Raw genomic sequence first — 17,172 nt, 5'->3', positions numbered from 1 at the left:
CGCCCTCCAAGTGGCGAAAATATCCCCGCCGGAGGCACGATCTGCCGCGCAGCGGCTCAGCGGAAGGCCGGCCCGTGGGCCCACTGGGTCAGCGAGTAGCGCGCGCCGCCCTCCACGGGCGTGACGCGGTGCAGCACGAAGCTCGGGAACAGCGTCGCGGTGCCGCGCCCGCGCGGCGCCTGCCGGATATGGGCGTCGGGCATCAGTTCCAGCGCCCCGCCCTCATAGGCGTCCGGGTCCGACAGCTGGACCACGACCGTCAGCTTGCGCCGGCGCGCCACCGGCCCGTCGCCGATATCGGAATGCCAGTCGAAATGCCCCGCCCGGTCGGCACCGTAACGCGCGACCTGCGCGCTCTCGGCGAAGTCGCGCAGGTCGAAGTCGAAGACCTTGCGGTTGGTCTCGCGCACCACGTCGACGATGCGGTCGGTCACCCAGTCGCTGCCGGCGCGCTCGTCCAGCCAGGCGATGTCGGCGCGGCGCATGTTGTGATGCGTGGTGCCCCCGACCAGCCCGGCATCGGCAAGCGCGCCACCCGTGGCCAGCGCGATGATGCGCGCGCACTCGGCGCCCGTGAAGGCATCGGAAACGTCGAAAGAACTCTGCATGGGTCCGGTATCCTGAACAGGGCTTTCAGGAAGCCCGAACCGCGGCGGAAATCTGCGCCGGAAGCGACAGGATGCTGCCGCTTCCGGCCCGGGGATCAGTTATGGCCCATGCCCTGGCGCATCTGGCCGCCATGGGCGGGCTTGCGTTCCAGGTCGACCGGCACGGTCAGGGTGATCTCGCCGGCCTTCTCGAAGGTCAGCGTCAGCGCGACCGTGTCGCCATGCGCAAGCGGCGCGGTGAGCCCCATGAACATCACGTGGTCGCCGCCGCGCGCCAGCGCGTGGCTGCCGCCGGCCGGGATCGGGAAGCCATCCTCGTCCTCGCGCATCAGCATCACGCCGTTCTCGTCCTGGATGTGGGTGTGCAGTTCAACCCGGGCGGCGATGTCGCTGGCCGCGCCGATCAGCCGGTCGTCGCCCGCGCCGGCATTCACGATGGTCATGAAGGCCGCGCCCGATTTCGACATGGCGGTGCTGGACCGGGCATAGGCATCCTCGATGGTAATGTCGGCGGCCTGCGCGAGACCGGCCAGGCCGAGGCCGGCCGCGAGCGCGCCGGCGAAAAGGGAAGTCCGTTTCATCTGTCTGTCCTTTGTCTGATGGAATTGGTCCGGGATCAGACAGGAACGGGGGGCGCGCGGGCCGGGGGATGGGGTGCGGCGTCCGCGGGAACGGCAACGCCCGCGCACCGGGTCGCCGGCACCGCGTCGAAGGCCATCGGCCGGGCGGGCAGCGACGCGGCGTCGATGCCGTCACCGGCAAAGAGCGCCAGGCCGTAATCCGGGCAGACGCGGGTCTCCTCGACCGGCGCGCCATCGGGGCCGATCATGACGACCTTGATGGTGGTGCCGGTGCAGATGACCATCTCGGTCCCTCCGGCCCCCTGCCCGCGACCCGACGCCATGGTCACGCTGGCAAGCGCCACCGAGAGCAGCAGAAGGAAGGCCGTGAGCGGGCGAAAGAACGTCATGCGCCCAACCTAGGGGCGGCAGCCGCGCCCCGGCACTGGACAAAATGAAGCGGCCCCGCCCGGTGGGACGAGGCCGCCTTTCATACGCGATGTCCGGCGGATCAGGCCGCGGTCGCCGCCTGTGCCTTGGCGATGTCGCGCTTGATCTTCAGCGCGCGCGGCGACAGCTCCGCGTCCTTCGCCTTGGCGAGGAAAGCGTCGAGCCCGCCACGGTGATCCACGGTGCGCAGCGCCGAGGCCGAGATCCGCAGCTGGAAGGTCCGGCCGAGCGTGTCCGACATCAGCGAGACGTCGTTCAGGTTCGGCAGGAAACGGCGCTTGGTCTTGTTGTTGGCGTGGCTGACGTTGTTGCCAACCATGACGCCTTTTCCGGTCAGTTCACAACGGCGCGACATGTGTCTGGTCCTCGGGCAAATAGGGTTATGGGCGCCGCGCGCGGCGGCACCTCCGGTCTGGGCGCGGGTCTTACGGCGAAACGCCGGGGGCGTCAAGCGATTCATCGCCCCGCGCCAGCCCCGCCCCCATCAGCGCGAGCACCTCCGCCGCACCCGCCTCGGGCGAGAGCCGGCGCGCGGCCACCTCGGCGCCGAGCCGCTCCAGCGCCGCGCGGATCTCGGGCTCGCGGTCGAGCCGCGCAAGCAGCCCCGCGCGCACCTCGGCACGGAACCAGCGCTCGGATTGTTCGGCGCGGTTGCGCGCCCAGTGGCTTTCGGCGCGCCGCCAGTCGGCCAGCGCGGTGATCGCGTCCCAGGCGGTGCCCAGCCCCTCGTCCCGAAGCGCCGAGACGGTCATCGCCCTGGGAAAACCCTCGGGATCCTGCGGCCGCTTGCGCAGAAGCTTGAGCGCGCCGGCGTAGTCGGCCCGGGTGCGCGCGGCGGTCTCCTTCAGCGGGCCGTCGGCCTTGTTCACGAGGATCAGGTCCGCGATCTCCATGATCCCGCGCTTCACCCCCTGCAATTCGTCGCCCCCCGCGGGCGCCAGCAGCAGCACGAAGATGTCGGTCATCTCGGCCACCACGGTTTCGGACTGGCCCACGCCGACGGTCTCCACCAGCACCACGTCGAAGCCCGCCGCCTCGCAGAGCGCGATGGCCTCGCGGGTGCGCCGCGCGACCCCGCCCAGCGCCGACTGGCTGGGCGAGGGCCGGATGAAGGCCCCCGGCGCGCGCGACAGCCGTTCCATCCGGGTCTTGTCGCCCAGGATCGAGCCGCCGGAACGGGCCGAGGACGGGTCGACCGCCAGGACCGCCACCTTCATCCCCTGCCCGGTCAGCATCATCCCGAAGCTCTCGATGAAGGTGGACTTGCCCACCCCCGGCGTGCCCGAGAGCCCGATGCGGAGCGCTTCGGGCGGGTCGGTGCGGCGCAGCGCCTCCAGCAGCGCGACCGCCGCGGCGCGGTGATCGTCCCGCGTGCTCTCGATCAGGGTGATGGCACGCGCCAGCGCCCGGCGGCTGCCGGCGGCGATGTCTTCGGCTAGCTTGGGAATATCGGTCACGTCAGGGCGCTCCGGGGCAGGCAGGCGGTTCGGGGTTTTCTGCCCTGCCCGGGGCCGGTATGTCCAGTGGGTCCCGCCCGATCCGAGAGGACCGCCCGTGAGCCCCGCCCTGCCTATCGAGGCCGCCCTGCCCGACCTGCACGCCGCCCTGGAGCGCGCGGGCCAGGCCGTGCTGCAGGCCCCGCCGGGCGCGGGCAAGACGACCCGCGTCCCGCTCGCGCTGCTGGAGGCCGGGCTCTTCGAGGGACGCCTCGTCATGCTGGAACCACGCCGGCTCGCGGCCCGCGCCGCCGCCCAGCGCATGGCCGAGACGCTGGGCGAGACGCCGGGCGCCAGGGTGGGATACCGCATCCGCGGCGAGAGCAAGACCTCCGGCCGCACCCGGATCGAGGTGGTGACGGAGGGGATCCTGACCCGGATGATCCAGGCCGACCCGTCGCTCGAGGGCATCGGCATGGTGATCTTCGACGAGTTCCACGAACGCTCGCTCAACGCCGATCTCGGGCTTGCGCTGACGCTCGAGGCCCGCGCCGCGCTGCGCGAGGACCTGAAACTCCTGGTGATGTCGGCGACGCTGGACGCGGCCCCGGTGGCCGCGCTGATGGGCGACGCGCCGCTCGTGACCTCGGAAGGCCGCGCCCATCCCGTCGAGACCCGCTGGCGCGACGCGCCCTGGCGGCGCGGCGACGGGCGCGGCCCCCGCTTCGAAGAGGCGGCCGCCGATCTCGTCCTGCGCGCCACGGCGGAAACGGCGGGCGGCCTCCTCGTCTTCCTGCCCGGTGCGGGCGAGATCCGCAGGGTGGCGGCCCGTCTGGATGGCCGCTTGCCCGGCGACGTCGCCCTCCGCCCGCTTTACGGCGCCATGGATTTCGCCGCCCAGCGCGCGGCCATCGCGCCGGCGCGGAGCGGGCGCAAGCTGGTGCTGGCCACCGCGATCGCCGAGACCTCGCTGACCATCGAGGACGTCCGGGTCGTGGTGGACTGCGGCCGGGCGCGGCGGGCGCGGTTCGATCCCGGCTCCGGCATGACCCGGCTGGTCACCGAGCCCGTGACCCGCGCCGAGGCCGACCAGCGCCGCGGGCGCGCGGGCCGGGTCGCGGCGGGCATCTGCTACAGGATGTGGACGCGCGGCGAGGAAGGCGCGCTGCCCGGCCATCCCCCGGCCGAGATCGAATCGGCCGACCTGGCCGGTCTCGCGCTCGACCTCGCGCTCTGGGGCGCGCGCGACGCCGCCGCGCTGCCGTTCCTGACCCCGCCCAATCCCGCCGCCTTCGCCGAGGCGCGCCGGCTGCTGGCCGAGCTGGGCGCACTCGAGGACGGGGGCGCGATCACCGATCACGGGCGGCGCATGGCGGCCATGCCGCTGCATCCGCGGCTGGCCCACATGGTGCTGACCGGCGGACCGGACGCGCCCCGGCTGGCCGCGCTGCTGGCCGACCGCGATCCGCTCGCCGGCGCCCCGGCCGATCTCGCGCTGCGCTGGGAGGCCGTGGGCGACCCGAAACGCTTCGCGGCCCGGCGCCCCTACGGCCTGGACCGCGGCGCGGTGGAGCGCATCCGCACCGAGGCCCGCCGCCTGCCCCGCGGCGAAGGCCCCGCCCAGAGCCTCGGCCAGATGGCCGCGCGGGCCTATCCCGACCGGATCGGCCTGCACCGGCCCGGCGACGACCCGCGCTACGTCCTGTCGGGCGGCAAGGGGGCGCGGCTCGACCCCGGCGACGATCTCGGCACCGCGCGGCTGCTCGTGGCCACCGATCTCGACGGTGACGCGCGCGAGGCGCGGATCCGACAGGCTGCAGCGCTGACCGAGACCGCGCTGCGCGAGGTGCATGGCGACCGCATCGCCTGGGTCGACATCTGCGCATGGTCGCGGCGCGCGCGAAAGGTCATCGCCCGCCGGCAGGAGCGGCTCGGCGCCCTGGTGCTCGACGACCGGATCTGGCGCGACTGCCCGCCCGACCGCATCGCCGCGGCGGCGCTGGAGGGCGTGCGCGACCTGGGGCTCGACGCGCTCGACGTCTCGCCCGCGGCACGGCGACTCCGGGCACGGGTGGCGTTCCTGCGGGCCCGGGGCGTCGAGCTGCCCGACCTGTCGGACGCGGCCCTGCTCGACACGGCGGAAGACTGGCTGCTGCCCTGGCTCACGGGCTCCAGGACGGCGGCCGATCTGAAGGCCATCGACCTGACCGGTCCCCTAGAGGCATGGCTCGGCCCCGCCCGGATGGCGGAGATCGACCGGCTCGCCCCGGCCCGCTTCACCGCGCCCACCGGCACCCGTGTCGCGATCGACTATTCCGGCGACACCCCCGAGATCGCGGTTCGCCTGCAGGAACTCTTCGGCCTGACGGCGCACCCGGTGGCCGGCCCGGACCGGCTGCCGCTCAGGATCACGCTGCTCTCGCCGGCGCGGCGCCCGGTACAGACGACCTCGGACCTGCCGGGTTTCTGGGCAAGATCCTACGCGGATGTCCGCAAGGACATGCGCGGGCGCTATCCCAAGCATCCCTGGCCCGAGGACCCGACCGCGGCCGCGCCCACCACCCGGACGAAACGCAGGGGCGGCTGATGGCACCGCCGGGAATCCATGCCTCCGGCGGGGATATTTCCACCACTTGGAGCCGGGCGCCTTAGTGCGCGTCCAAGTGGGACAAGTATCCCCGCCGGAGGCTCCGCGCGCCCGGCAGGGCGCGCAAAACAGGCACGGCGCCCCGCACGGGGCGCCACCGCATAACGAAAGGGACGCGCCCCGGGGGCGCGTCCCTTTCTGTCTTCCGCAGTTATCCGGGCGATCAGGCCGCCTGGGCCTCCGCGGCATTGCGGCGCTCGCTTTCCTCGCGCGAGAGCGCGACGGAAGTGCGGACACCAGAGGCCACGAATTTCATCAGGCCCTGCACGACCCGTTCGTTCGGATCGATGCCCGCACAGGACAGCACCTCGCGCCCATCGCGCGAGCGCGCCCAGCGGGCGATCTGGTCCGGCCCGTTACCGTATTTCTTGTCGTCGGCGATCGCGTCATCGAGCGCCGCGAGGACGACCGCGGCAAAGAGCTTGCGCGCACGCTGGCCCTGTTCGTAGTTGAATGCCGAGTCGTCAACGTAATCAAACATCACGTTGTCCTTGCGTTATTGGTCTTGTCATTTCGGGCGTGCTGCTCAATATGGCGGATTTGTAACGATTCGGTATGCCAGTTTCTGCATGTCACCTATGCGCCTGGCGCATAGCTTACGCTTGCACGGATCGTTTTTCGCCGCCTTGTCAGCTTGGTCTTCGCAAGATATAGGCACGCGCGACAGACCATCAACCTTTCGTCAGGAAACACCCATGCCCAAGATCAACGGCAACGAGATCCGCCCCGGCAACGTGATCGAGCACAATGACGGGCTCTGGGTCGCGGTGAAGGTCAGCCACGTCAAGCCCGGCAAGGGCGGCGCCTTCGCCCAGGTCGAGATGAAGAACCTGCGCAACGGGTCCAAGCTGAACGAGCGGTTCCGTTCGGACGACAAGGTCGAGCGTGCGCGGCTCGAGCAGCGCGACCAGCAGTTTCTCTATGAAACCGACGGCATGCTGGTTTTCATGGACATGGAGAGCTTCGAGCAGATCGAGCTGCCCGCCGACGTCCTTGGCGAGCGCCGCCCCTTCCTTCAGGACGGCATGACCGTCACCATCGAGTATTTCGGTGACGAGGCGCTCAACGTCACCCTGCCCCAGAAGGTCACCTGCACCGTCGTAGAGACCGAGCCGGTGGTGAAGGGACAGACCGCCGCCAACAGCTTCAAGCCGGCGGTGCTCGACAATGGCGTGCGGGTGATGGTGCCGCCCTTCGTGGGCCAGGACGAGGCAATCATCGTCAACACCGAGACCATGGAATACGCCGAACGCGCCTGACCGCGGGTCACAGAAGCCGGCGAAAGGCGCGGCGCAGTTCCGCCGCGCCGTCCGTCGCGTAGATGCGCCCATGCGCCATCACGACCTGCGCGGGGTCCCAGGCGATCATCCGTCGGACCGCCGCGCGCAACCGGTCCCGCCGCCCGGCATAGGCCAGGCGCATGTCGATGGGCATCTTGCCATCGGGGTGGCGCGTGCCCGCGATCAGGACCAGCCACCGCATCACCGGGCCGAGCCGGCGCGGCTCGAAGTTCTGGATGAGATCGGTCAGGATCAGCGTGCGGGACGCATGGTGGAAGAAGGCGATCTCGTCCATCAGCCGGTTGCCATCCAGGTGCAGCTGGTCGATCTCGCCGGCCCAGTCGGCGGGCGGCGTCCCGCCCAGCACCGCGTGAGGCGGAAAATCCACCCCGTGGCGCACCGCCCGACCGGCGACACCCGGCGCGGCCCAGACCGACGCCTCGGGGCAGCGCGTCGCCCAGCCGGGAAGGCCTGCGTAGTGAAAGCTGTTCGGCGCGACCAGATGCGCGACCGGGCCGAGCGCGGCCAGTCGCGCGGCCAGCGCCGGCGTCCAGGCGATCGGCGAATGCAGCCAGAGCCCGCCGCCGGCCTGCCGCACGACCGTCATCCGCGTCGGGAAGGGGATGCCGTAGAACCGGATCTCCGGGCCGTCCACGATCCACAGGCCGTCGGCCAGTCGCTTCGGTGTGTCGAGGGGGCGGTAAAGGAAACCGGCCCCGCTCACGGACCGTCCACGCGCATGATGATGCAGGTGGTCGAACCGGTCGCGTAGAGCCTGCCATCCGCGATCCCCGTGATCCGCCCCTCGGCGACGCCGGTGGAGCGGCCGGCATGGCTGACCGTGCCCACCGCCTCGATCTCGGTCCCGAGCGGGATCGGCCGGGTGACATTCACCTTGTATTCCAGCGTCGTGTAGACGCTGCCCCGGGGCACCTCGGTCATCACCGCGCAGGCCATCGCGCTGTCGAGAAGCGTCCCGTACCAGCCGCCATGAACCGTTCCCATCGGGTTGGTCATCTCGAAATCGGGCGTGCCGCGGAAGGCGACGCGGCCACGGGCCACGCTGTGCAGCCGGTAGCCGAGCGTGCGCCCCATCGGGGGATGGGCGATCCGCCCCTCGAGGATCGCGCGCATGAAGTCGAGCCCCGACATCGACAGCAACACCTCGCGGCTGGCGAGGTCCTCGGGGCGGGTGGCGAAAAGCGGCGCTGCGGTCATGGAACGGGGCCCGGCTGTTGATCCGGCCGGCACCCTAAGCGGCCCCGCCGGGGCCGGCAAGCCGCCCGATCAGGCGACTTTGGAAAGCTCCGTCCGCGGCTGGATGCCCAGCGCCGCGCAGACGTCGCGGGTGAGACCCGGCTTGTTCAGCGTGTAGAAATGCAGATCGCCAACGCCGCCCGCGACCAGGTCGCCCGCCAGTTCCGAGGCCAACGCCACCGACAAAAGATCGGCGCGGTCGTCGCGGATGGCCCTGTCGTAGGCGTCGTCAAGCCACGCCGGGATATGGGCGCCGCATTTCTCGGCGAAGCGGCGGGCCTTGGGCCAGTCCTCGACCGGCAGGAGACCGGGGATGATCTTCTCGGGATCGATCCCGGCTTTCTCGCAGCGGTCGCGGAACCGGAAGAAGGTCTCGGCCTCGAAGAAGAACTGCGTGATCGCGCTGTCGGCTCCGGCGTCGAACTTGCGCTTGAGGTAATCCACGTCGCCGGTCGCACCGCGGCTCTCGGGATGCGGATCGGGATAGGCGCCGACGCGGATGTGGAAATCGCCCGCCGCCTTCAGCGCCGCGATCAGCTCCACCGAAGAGCCGAAGCCGTCCGCGGCCGGGGTGAACCGCCCCTGCCCCTTCGGCGGGTCACCCCGGAGCGCCACGATCTCGCGCACGCCGGCCGCGCCGTAGGCGCGCGCGATCTCCAGCGTCTCGTCGCGGGTGGCGTCGACACAGGTCAGATGCGCGGCCACGTTCAGCCCGGTGTTCTTGTGGATCGCCTCCACCGCTTCGTGGGTGAGCCGCCGCGTGGTGCCGCCCGCGCCATAGGTCACCGACACGAAGCGCGGCGCCAGGGGCGCCAGCGTCTGCACCGCCTCCCAGAGCCGGAAGCTCGCATCGAGCGAGCGGGGCGGGAAGAATTCGAAGGAAACATTCGGCGTGGTCATGACGATACCTCTGAAAGCGTTTCGCCGGTTGTGTCACGTTCCGATCCGTGAGACAAATTCATAATCCTCATCAACGTTATGAGCCATGTCGAAGTTACATCTCGAGTTCCGGCACCTTCGCAGCATCAAGGCGATCGCCGAGGCGGGCGGGCTCGCCCGTGCCGCGGAGATGCTGAACATCACCCAGTCCGCGCTTTCGCACCAGATCAAGGGCCTCGAGGACCAGATCGGCGTGGAGCTGTTCGTGCGCAGGTCCAAGCCGATGCGGCTTTCGCCCGCGGGCCAGCGGCTGCTGAAACTCGCCGAACGCGTGCTGCCCGAGGTCGAGACCCTCGAAGAGGAATTCCGCGCCCTGAAGGAGGGGCGCACCGGGCGGCTGCATATCGCGATCGAATGCCATGCCTGTTTCGAGTGGCTCTTCCCGGTGCTCGAGCAGTTCCGCCGGGCCTGGCCGGGCATCGACGTCGACATCCGCCCGGGGCTCAGCTTCGACGGGCTGCCGGCGCTGGCCCGCGAGGAGGTCGATCTCGTCGTCACCTCCGATCCCGAGGACATCGCCGGCGTCACCTTCACGCCGCTCTTCGACTACGAGCCGGTTTTCGTCGCCTCCGCGCTCCATCCGCTGGCGGCGAAGCCCTTCGTCGAGGCCGAGGATTTCCGCGACGTCACGCTCATCACCTACCCGGTCGATCGCGGCCGGCTCGACGTTTTCACGCAGCTGCTGACCCCGGCCCGGGTCGAGCCCCGCGCCATCCGCCAGGTCGAACTGACGGCCGTGATCCTGCTGCTGGTGGCCTCCAATCGCGGGGTTGCGGTGCTGCCCGACTGGGTCGTGCGCGAGGTGCGCTACAATTCCGATTACGTCACCCGCCCGCTGACGGAGCCCGGGCTGACCAAGCGTCTCTACGCGGCCACGCGGACCGAGGACGCGGCCAAGCCCTTCATGGCGCATGTCCTGCGGCTGATGCGCAGCGAGCCCGTCAAGATGCAGCGCAAGGCCGGCTAGGCGCGCCGGCGCGGAATTGCGCTTGGCACTGCCGGCCGCGGCCACTATAGGACGGGCCTCGAGCAGAGGAGCCTAGGATGTATCAGGGCAGCGCCAATCTCAACGTCATGATCAAGGCCGCGCGCAAGGCCGGCCGGAGCCTCGTCAAGGATTTCGGCGAGGTCGAGAAGCTGCAGGTCGCGGTCAAGGGACCGGGCGACTTCGTCAGCCGCGCCGACACCCGCGCCGAGCAGATCGTGAAGGAAGAACTGACCGGCGCCCGGCCGAATTACGGCTGGCTGGCCGAGGAAGGCGGCGAGGAGCCCGGCAAGGATCCCACCCGGCGCTGGATCGTCGATCCGCTCGACGGCACCACCAATTTCCTGCACGGCCTGCCGCACTGGGCGGTCTCGATCGCGCTCGAGCACAAGGGCGAAATCGTCGCCGCGGTGATCTACGACCCGGCCAAGGACGAACTCTTCCATGCCGAGAAGGGCGGCGGCGCATGGATGAACGACACCCGTTTGCGGGTCTCGGGCCGGCGGGTCCTGATCGAGTCGATCTTCGCCACCGGCCTGCCCTTCGGCGGCCGCCCCGACCTGCCCGAAACGATCCGGGATCTCGGCCGGCTGCTGCCGGTCTGCGCCGGCGTGCGTCGCTGGGGCGCGGCCGCGCTGGACCTCGCCTATGTCGCGGCCGGGCGCTATGACGGGTTCTGGGAACGCCGGCTCAACCCCTGGGACATGGCGGCGGGCCTGCTGCTGATCCGCGAGTCCGGCGGCATGACCGAAGCGCTCCGTCCCGGCGACGGCATCTTCGAGTCCGGCGCCATGATCGCCGCCAACCCGGAGATTTTCGACAAGCTCGCCAGGATCCTCCGCGCGGGCGACTGACCGAGCCTTTCCAAGTGGCGGAAATATCCTTGCGCCCGCAGGGCGCGAAACCCCGGCCGGGCGTCAGCCCGGCCAGCGCAGGCGCGCCGCGCCGGCGGTCAGTTCCGCCCCCCTGGCGCGGTCGAACCGCAGATAGGCGATCGCGTGGCCGTCCGCGACGGTGAAAAGCCGCCCGGCGGGCTTGTCCCCGGCCATGATCTCGTCGCCCGGCGCCGCGGGGCCGTCCAGCTCGACGGTGACGAAGCCCTTCCGCAGCTCGGTCTTGTGCTTCATCCGCGCGGTCACCTCCTGGCCCACGTAGCAGCCCTTGCGGTGATCGACGCCGCCCAGCCGCTCGAACCCCGCTTCGAGGATGAAGGTCTCGCCCGGAACAAGCTCGATCCCGGTCTCGGGAATGCACCGGGCGACGCGGATCCGGTCCCAGTCGATTTCCGGCGCGGCGCCCTCCGCCGGGCCATAGGCCCGCCAGCCGAGCGCCGGGTCGCGCGGATCCGCGACCGCGCCCGCGGGCGGATCGCCCAGCCCGCGCGTCACGTGCAGGTCGGTCCGCTCGATCGTGACGTCCGCGCGCAGCTTGTAGAGCGACAGGCGCTTGATCAGGTCCGGCGCGTGATCGCTCTTGACGTCCAGCAGGATCCGCGCGCCGTCCGGGATCAGCAGGAAATCGACGAGATACTTGCCCTGCGGCGTCAGCAGCGCCGCGTAGACGGGCCCGGCTTCCAGCCCCGCCACGTCGCTGGTGATCAGCCCCTGCAGGAAATGCAGGCGATCCGGCCCGCCGATGGCGAGCACGCTGCGGTCCTCGGCCCTCTCGCCCGTCATGGCTGCCTCCTTTTCCGTGTTCCCCGTGCGAAGATAGGTGCGCCTGCCCGCCCTGACAGGGGGGGGGCGTCACGTGCCCCCGAACTGCAGCCGGTAGAGCCCGGCATAGATCCCGTCCCGCGCGATCAGCTCGTCATGGGTTCCCTGGTCGACCACCCGGCCCTTGTCCATCACCACGATCCTGTCGGCGTCGCGCACCGTCGAGAGGCGATGCGCGATGACGAGCGTGGTGCGGTTCGCCGAGAGGTTTTCCAGCGCCTCCTGCACCACCGCCTCGGAGCGCGCGTCGAGCGCCGAGGTCGGCTCGTCCATCAGCAGGATCGGGGCGTCGCGCAGCACGGCCCTGGCGATGGCCACGCGCTGGCGCTGCCCGCCCGACAGGTTCGCCCCGCGCGGGCCGGCCGCGCTGTCGAGCCCGGCGGTCATGGTCGCGACGAAATCATCCACATGCGCAACCCTTAGCGCGCGGTCCAGCGCCTCCGGGTCCGCCCCGGGACGCCCGAGCAGGATGTTGTCGCGGATCGTCTCGTCGAAAAGCGCCGCGTCCTGGGTGACGACCGAGTAGAGATCGCGCAACGTGGCGAGCGGCAGGTCGCGCAGGTCGGTCCCGCCGATCGTCACCCGGCCAGAGACCGGGTCCGCAAGCCGCGTCAGCAACCGGAAGACGGTGGTCTTGCCCGCCCCCGAGGGTCCGACCAGCGCCGTGACCTTCCCCGCTTCGGCGGTCAGGCTGACGCCATCCAGGACCGGCAGGTCGCCATAGGCGAAATGCACGTCCTCGAGCACGACGTCGGCTGTCCGCGGCGGCACGTCCAGCCCCTTGGGGCGCGCCGGGGAAAGGATCGTCGGCTGCGCCTCGAAGACCGCATGGATCCGTTCCAGGCTCGCCAGGGCCGTCTGCCAGGTGCCCGCCACGTTGCCGAGCCGCCGCAACGGGTCGAAGACCAGCGCCATGGCGGTGAAGAAGCTCATGAATTCGCCGACGGTCACCTCGCCCTCGATGATCTGCGTGCCGCCATAGGTCAGCACGCCGAAGAAGCCGATACCGGCGGCGATATCCATCATCGCCGGGATGCCCGACCGCCCGGCCGTCGCGCGCAGTTGCGCGCCGATGAAATCGTCGAGCGTGCGGTCGAAGCGGTCGCGGTCGCGGAGCTCGTTCGTATTGAGCTTGATCGTGTCGATGCCGTGGAAGATCTCGTCGAGCCGGGTCGACAGGAACGAGGCCGACGACCGCGCGATCCGCGACGTGCTCCGCACGAGCCGCTGCAGAATGGCGACGGGAAAGATCAGCAGCGGCGCGGCGACCAGCGCCAGCAGCGTCCAGACCCAGTTGATCGACAGCGCCACCGCGAACAGCGAGACAAGCGCGATGACGTCGCGCCCGGCCGCCGTCAGCACCGAGGACCAGATGTTGGACACCTGCTGGGTGTCGCCCCGGACCCGTTCGATCAGGTTGCCCGGCGCGTTGTCCTGGAACCAGACACTGTCGAGCGCCAGCATGTGCCCCACCATGTCCCGCTGGAGCGCCGCCGACACCTTCAGCCCCACCCGTGCCATCAGGATCCGCTGCGTGAAGCCCGACACCGATCGCAACAGGAAGGCGCCGAGGATCACCAGCCCGACCAGCGTCGCCGCGCCGCTGTTGGCGCCCACGAAGACCTCGTCGAACATGGGTTTGACCATGTAGCTGAGCAGCCCGATCGTGCCGCCCTCGATCGACATGAGCAGCAGCGCGAAGAGGATGATCGGCAGATGCTCGCGCAGATAGCCCCGCCAGAGCCAGCGGGCGATCACGCCGCCGTCGCTGTCGCCGATATGCGGAAGTGCCCGGGACATGCCCGCTCAGCCCCGCCGGCCGCGCGCGGCGTCGAATTCCGCCTGCAGCGCCGCCGGGTCGTAGCGCGTCTCCAGCCACTGCCGGATGGGCATCGGCGTCTCCGCGGTGTCGCGGGCATAGGCGTCGAGCATGCAGGACAGCACGCCCTTCGGGCCGCCGCGCAGGTGCAGGTAGCGCAGACCGAGCTGTTTCCGGGCCTCGGCCACGGGCACGTCCGCCTCCGCCATCAGGTAGAGCGCCGCCGCCAGGCCCGAGCGATCCGCGCCGGACTTGCAATGCATCACGAAAGGCCGCTCGACGCTGTGGAAGAGGTCGAGCAGGCGCAACAGATCCGCCGCCGGCGGCAGCCGCCGGGCCGAGAAGGGGCAGTTGACCAGCGCGAGTCCGAGCTCACGGCAGGCTTCTTCCTCGAACAGGTAATAGCTGCTCCGGGGTGCCCCGCGCAGGTTGATCACGCTGCGCAGCCCCATGTCCCGGAACTGCCGGAGACGCCGCGGCGACGGCTGGTTCGACCGCCAGACCCCCGGCGCGACCTCGTGCAGGTTCGACCAGACCGTCCGCAGCAGCCCGTGATCCATAAGGAGCGCATGCCAGAAGGCGCTGCGCCGCCCCGCCGGGGTGGATATGTCGCTGCCCGCGGGCTGGCGCAGGCTGCGCGCGGACCCTGTGAGGCGGTCGAGGAGCTGGTTGAGCATTCAAGGCCCTGGAACGGCGTTTGACAGGCGCCGGGTCTAGCCCGAATTGCCCGGCCTGACAAGCGCGCAGCCCCGGCCGGCCGGCCGGCCCGATTGACGCCATCCGCGCGCCGGCCTACCAGTTTCCGGCCAGAGAGGAGATGCCCCCATGCCGCACAGCCCCGGTCGCCCCTATCTCGCCATCCCGGGCCCCTCGGTCGTTCCCGACCGGGTGCTGGCCGCGATGCACCGGGCGGCGCCGAACATCTACGAGGGACCGCTCCACGACACCGTGGCCGGCCTGATCCCGGACCTGCGCCGTGTCTTCCGCACCGCCGGCGACGTGGCGATCTACATCGCCAACGGGCACGGCGCCTGGGAAGCCGCGCTCGCCAACACGATACCGCGCGGCGGCAAGGTGCTGGTGGTGGCGACGGGCCGTTTCGGCCACGGCTGGGCAGAGATCGCGCGGCGCATGGGGCTCGCGGCCGAGGTGCTCGATTTCGGCAAGCGCGCGCCGTCCGATCCCGCGAAACTCGAAGAGCGGCTCCGCGCCGACGGCGCCGGCGAGATCTCCGCCGTGCTCGTCACCCATGCCGATACCGCGACGACGGCGCTGAACGACATTCCCGCGCTGCGCGCCGCGATCGACGCGGCCGGCCATCCCGCGCTCCTGATGGCCGACTGCATCGCGAGCCTCGCCTGCGACCGCTTCGAGATGGACGCATGGGGCGTCGACGTGACCGTGGCCGCCAGCCAGAAGGGGCTGATGACGCCACCCGGGCTTGGCTTCGTGGCCTTCGGTGCCAGGGCCGCCGCGGCGCGGGCCGGGGCCGATATGGCCACCGCCTACTGGGACTGGGTCCCGCGCACCAGGCCCGAAATGTTCTACCAGTATTTCGGCGGGACCGCGCCCACCCACCACATCTTCGGCCTGCGCGAGGCGCTGGACATGCTGGTCCACGAGGAAGGGCTGGAGGCGGCCTGGGCCCGCCACGCGCGCCTCGCCGCGGCGGTCTGGGCCGCCTGCGCCGCCTGGGGCCGGGAGGGACGGCTGGAGCTCAACATCGCCGATCCCGCGGCCCGCAGCCACGCGGTCACCGCCGTGCGGCTCGGTGCGCCCGACGGCACGCGGCTGCGCCGGTGGCTCGAGGCCGAGGCCGGCGTCACGCTCGGGATCGGGCTCGGCATGGCCGACCCCGGCGACCCGGCCTGGCACGGCTTCTTCCGGATCGCGCATATGGGCCATGTGAACGCCCACATGACGCTGGGGGCGCTCGCCGCCATCGACGCGGGGCTGAAAGCGCTCGGGATCCCGCATGGCCCCGGCGCGGTCGAGGCCGCCACCCGCGCGGTGGCCGGGTCCTAGCCCCGGCGCCGCATCGCCATCCGGGCGATCGCCCAGTTCAGTCCCACCGCCAGGACGAGGACAGCCGCGAGCCCGAAAACGGCCCACAGCACGAAAAGCAGGTTGAAAAGGTTCACCCCGGCCATCACCAGCGCGGGCCTGGTATAGTTCGGAGCTTCGCCGATGGGGCGCCTGTACTGCATCGCGACCTCGCCATGTCCGGGGCGAAGCCTAGCATGATTCGGCGCGGGGCAGTCCCGGCTAACCGGCCCGCGCGGCGGCGAGCGCCTCGGGCAGCGCGGCCTCAAATACGTCGAGCTCGTGCTCCAGGCCGACGGAAACCCGGATACAGCGATCCAGCGGCGCGACCCCCGGCATGCGCACGAAAACGGCGCGCGCGACGAGACCGTTCAGGACGCGCCGGGCGAAGGCACCGTCGCCACCGCAATCGATCGCGACGAAATTCGTCGCCGAGGGCAGCGCCGCGAGCCCGTTCGCCGCCGCGATGGCGGCGATCCGGTCGCGCCCGGCGGCGACGCTGGCCTGCACATGGGCCAGCCATGCGCCGTCCTCGAGCGCGGCCAGCGCGCCGGCCTGGCTGATCCGGCACATGCCGAAATGGTTTCGGATCTTGTTGAACGCGTCGATGAGCGGCGCGGCGCCGATCGCGTAACCGACGCGCGCGCCGGCCATGCCGTGGGCCTTGGAAAAGGTTCGCATCCGGATCACCCGCGGATCGTCGGGATCGATCGCGGGGGCGGTGTCCTCGGGGGCGAATTCCAGGTAGGCCTCGTCGAGCACCATCAGCGTGCCGTCGGGCACGGCCTCGATCATGCGCTGCACGGTGTCCGCGTCGTGCCGGGTGCCCATCGGGTTGTCGGGGTTCGACAGGTAGACGAGCTTGGCGCCGGTCTCGCGAGCCTTGGCGATCAGGGCCTCCGGATCCTCGCGGTCGTCGCGGTAGGGCATCTTGTGCAGGACGCCGCCGAAGCCCGAAACATGGTAGGCAAAGGTCGGGTAGGCCCCGTCGGAGGTGACCACCGCGTCGCCCGGGGCGACCAGCATCCGCACCAGGTAGCCGAGCAGCCCGTCGATCCCCTCGCCCACCATCACGTTTTGCGCCCCCACGCCCAGAGACGCGGCCAGCGCCTGGCGCAACGCGAAGCTCTGGGCGTCGCCGTATTTCCAGACCTCGGCAGCGCCGGCCTCCATGGCGGCGATGGCCTTGGGCGACGGGCCGAAGGCACTCTCGTTCGCGCCGAGCCGCGCGCGGAAACCGCGCCCGCTGTCGCGCTCCTGGGTCTCGGGGCCGACGAAGGGCACGGTGGCGGGCAGGTCGGCCACCAGCTCTGTGTAACGTGGTCCTGTCATGGACCCGGGGATAGGGCATCGCGCGCGCCCCGGCAAGACGGGCGCAACGCCCCGCCGCGGGAGCCGCGACGGGGCGCCGTCCAAGTGGGCGGTCATCGGCG

19 protein-coding genes are annotated in these 17,172 nt (G+C 71.0%); 5 read left to right on the top strand and 14 right to left on the bottom strand.

Annotated elements, in window-relative coordinates:
• Positions 1–56: 56 nt before the first annotated feature.
• The 5 genes from ACQ5SP_RS03250 to meaB all read right to left on the bottom strand — a co-directional run bounded on the left by ACQ5SP_RS03250 (position 57) and on the right by meaB (position 3,075).
• On the bottom strand, positions 57–608 hold the full coding sequence (locus ACQ5SP_RS03250; protein ID WP_430936395.1) for a 2OG-Fe(II) oxygenase: 552 nt from the start codon (positions 606–608) through the stop codon (positions 57–59).
• Between the two features lie 95 nt (positions 609–703).
• The gene (locus tag ACQ5SP_RS03245; RefSeq protein ID WP_430936393.1) at positions 704–1,189 is read right to left on the bottom strand and encodes a copper chaperone PCu(A)C; all 486 of its coding nucleotides are present in this window, start codon (positions 1,187–1,189) and stop codon (positions 704–706) included.
• Positions 1,190–1,224: 35 nt separating this feature from the next.
• Positions 1,225–1,578 carry a hypothetical protein gene (locus ACQ5SP_RS03240; RefSeq protein WP_430936391.1) on the bottom strand — a complete coding sequence of 118 codons (354 nt, stop codon included), beginning with the start codon at positions 1,576–1,578 and terminating at the stop codon, positions 1,225–1,227.
• Between the two features lie 101 nt (positions 1,579–1,679).
• Complete coding sequence (gene rpmB, locus ACQ5SP_RS03235; protein WP_430936389.1) at positions 1,680–1,973, bottom strand: 50S ribosomal protein L28; 294 nt, start codon at positions 1,971–1,973, stop codon at positions 1,680–1,682.
• Between the two features lie 70 nt (positions 1,974–2,043).
• The gene (gene meaB, locus ACQ5SP_RS03230; RefSeq protein ID WP_430936387.1) at positions 2,044–3,075 is read right to left on the bottom strand and encodes a methylmalonyl Co-A mutase-associated GTPase MeaB; all 1,032 of its coding nucleotides are present in this window, start codon (positions 3,073–3,075) and stop codon (positions 2,044–2,046) included.
• 97 nt (positions 3,076–3,172) lie between these two features.
• Here meaB and hrpB point away from each other — a divergent pair, with 97 nt between their 5' ends.
• The gene (gene hrpB / locus ACQ5SP_RS03225; RefSeq protein ID WP_430936385.1) at positions 3,173–5,641 is read left to right on the top strand and encodes an ATP-dependent helicase HrpB; all 2,469 of its coding nucleotides are present in this window, start codon (positions 3,173–3,175) and stop codon (positions 5,639–5,641) included.
• Between the two features lie 223 nt (positions 5,642–5,864).
• Here the strand turns inward: hrpB and ACQ5SP_RS03220 are convergent, their stop codons facing one another.
• Positions 5,865–6,182, bottom strand: a complete 318-nt coding sequence (locus ACQ5SP_RS03220; RefSeq protein ID WP_430936383.1) for a DUF6280 family protein — start codon at positions 6,180–6,182, stop codon at positions 5,865–5,867.
• 214 nt (positions 6,183–6,396) lie between these two features.
• Between ACQ5SP_RS03220 and efp the strand changes: the two genes are divergently transcribed.
• Positions 6,397–6,960: an elongation factor P gene (gene efp / locus ACQ5SP_RS03215; protein WP_430936381.1), complete on the top strand. Its 564-nt coding sequence runs from the start codon at positions 6,397–6,399 to the stop codon at positions 6,958–6,960.
• A 7-nt stretch (positions 6,961–6,967) separates the two neighbouring features.
• Here the strand turns inward: efp and ACQ5SP_RS03210 are convergent, their stop codons facing one another.
• From ACQ5SP_RS03210 to metF, 3 genes are all read right to left on the bottom strand, one after another.
• Positions 6,968–7,705, bottom strand: a complete 738-nt coding sequence (locus tag ACQ5SP_RS03210) for a DUF4336 domain-containing protein (protein ID WP_430936379.1) — start codon at positions 7,703–7,705, stop codon at positions 6,968–6,970.
• Complete coding sequence (locus tag ACQ5SP_RS03205; protein WP_430936377.1) at positions 7,702–8,199, bottom strand: PaaI family thioesterase; 498 nt, start codon at positions 8,197–8,199, stop codon at positions 7,702–7,704. Before ACQ5SP_RS03205 ends, ACQ5SP_RS03210 begins: the two co-directional genes overlap by 4 nt.
• A 69-nt stretch (positions 8,200–8,268) precedes the next feature.
• Positions 8,269–9,138, bottom strand: coding sequence for a methylenetetrahydrofolate reductase [NAD(P)H] (metF, locus tag ACQ5SP_RS03200; RefSeq protein WP_430936375.1), 870 nt, complete (start codon positions 9,136–9,138; stop codon positions 8,269–8,271).
• An 85-nt stretch (positions 9,139–9,223) separates the two neighbouring features.
• On the opposite strand from metF, the gene ACQ5SP_RS03195 reads away from it, so the two are divergent.
• Positions 9,224–10,144 carry a LysR substrate-binding domain-containing protein gene (locus ACQ5SP_RS03195; RefSeq protein ID WP_430936373.1) on the top strand — a complete coding sequence of 307 codons (921 nt, stop codon included), beginning with the start codon at positions 9,224–9,226 and terminating at the stop codon, positions 10,142–10,144.
• A 77-nt stretch (positions 10,145–10,221) separates the two neighbouring features.
• On the top strand, positions 10,222–11,016 hold the full coding sequence (locus tag ACQ5SP_RS03190; RefSeq protein ID WP_430936371.1) for an inositol monophosphatase family protein: 795 nt from the start codon (positions 10,222–10,224) through the stop codon (positions 11,014–11,016).
• Positions 11,017–11,079: 63 nt separating this feature from the next.
• Here ACQ5SP_RS03190 and ACQ5SP_RS03185 read toward each other — a convergent pair whose 3' ends face one another.
• The 3 genes from ACQ5SP_RS03185 to ACQ5SP_RS03175 all read right to left on the bottom strand — a co-directional run bounded on the left by ACQ5SP_RS03185 (position 11,080) and on the right by ACQ5SP_RS03175 (position 14,373).
• On the bottom strand, positions 11,080–11,838 hold the full coding sequence (locus ACQ5SP_RS03185) for a YgfZ/GcvT domain-containing protein (RefSeq protein WP_430936369.1): 759 nt from the start codon (positions 11,836–11,838) through the stop codon (positions 11,080–11,082).
• 69 nt (positions 11,839–11,907) lie between these two features.
• Positions 11,908–13,677, bottom strand: a complete 1,770-nt coding sequence (locus ACQ5SP_RS03180; RefSeq protein WP_430936367.1) for an ABC transporter ATP-binding protein — start codon at positions 13,675–13,677, stop codon at positions 11,908–11,910.
• A gap of 6 nt (positions 13,678–13,683) precedes the next feature.
• Positions 13,684–14,373 (bottom strand): fused DSP-PTPase phosphatase/NAD kinase-like protein, encoded by a 690-nt coding sequence (locus tag ACQ5SP_RS03175; RefSeq protein ID WP_430936365.1) that lies wholly within the window; start codon positions 14,371–14,373, stop codon positions 13,684–13,686.
• Positions 14,374–14,521: 148 nt separating this feature from the next.
• Here ACQ5SP_RS03175 and ACQ5SP_RS03170 point away from each other — a divergent pair, with 148 nt between their 5' ends.
• A complete protein-coding gene (locus ACQ5SP_RS03170) occupies positions 14,522–15,721 on the top strand; it encodes a pyridoxal-phosphate-dependent aminotransferase family protein (protein WP_430936363.1) in 1,200 nt (399 codons plus the stop codon).
• Here ACQ5SP_RS03170 and ACQ5SP_RS03165 read toward each other — a convergent pair.
• Both ACQ5SP_RS03165 and ACQ5SP_RS03160 read right to left on the bottom strand, forming a co-directional pair.
• Positions 15,718–15,903, bottom strand: coding sequence for a hypothetical protein (locus ACQ5SP_RS03165; RefSeq protein ID WP_430936361.1), 186 nt, complete (start codon positions 15,901–15,903; stop codon positions 15,718–15,720). The two genes, ACQ5SP_RS03170 and ACQ5SP_RS03165, sit on opposite strands and share 4 nt — an antisense overlap.
• A 58-nt stretch (positions 15,904–15,961) precedes the next feature.
• Positions 15,962–17,071 carry a pyridoxal phosphate-dependent aminotransferase gene (locus ACQ5SP_RS03160; protein WP_430936359.1) on the bottom strand — a complete coding sequence of 370 codons (1,110 nt, stop codon included), beginning with the start codon at positions 17,069–17,071 and terminating at the stop codon, positions 15,962–15,964.
• Positions 17,072–17,172 lie beyond the last annotated feature (101 nt).

The sequence above is a fragment of the Rhodovulum sp. YNF3179 genome, from assembly GCF_050586465.1.
In the GTDB taxonomy this organism is placed as follows: domain Bacteria; phylum Pseudomonadota; class Alphaproteobacteria; order Rhodobacterales; family Rhodobacteraceae; genus CAJXYS01.
The sequence above is the reverse complement of the archived record's forward strand: the minus strand, read 5'-3'. Positions and strand labels throughout refer to the sequence as shown.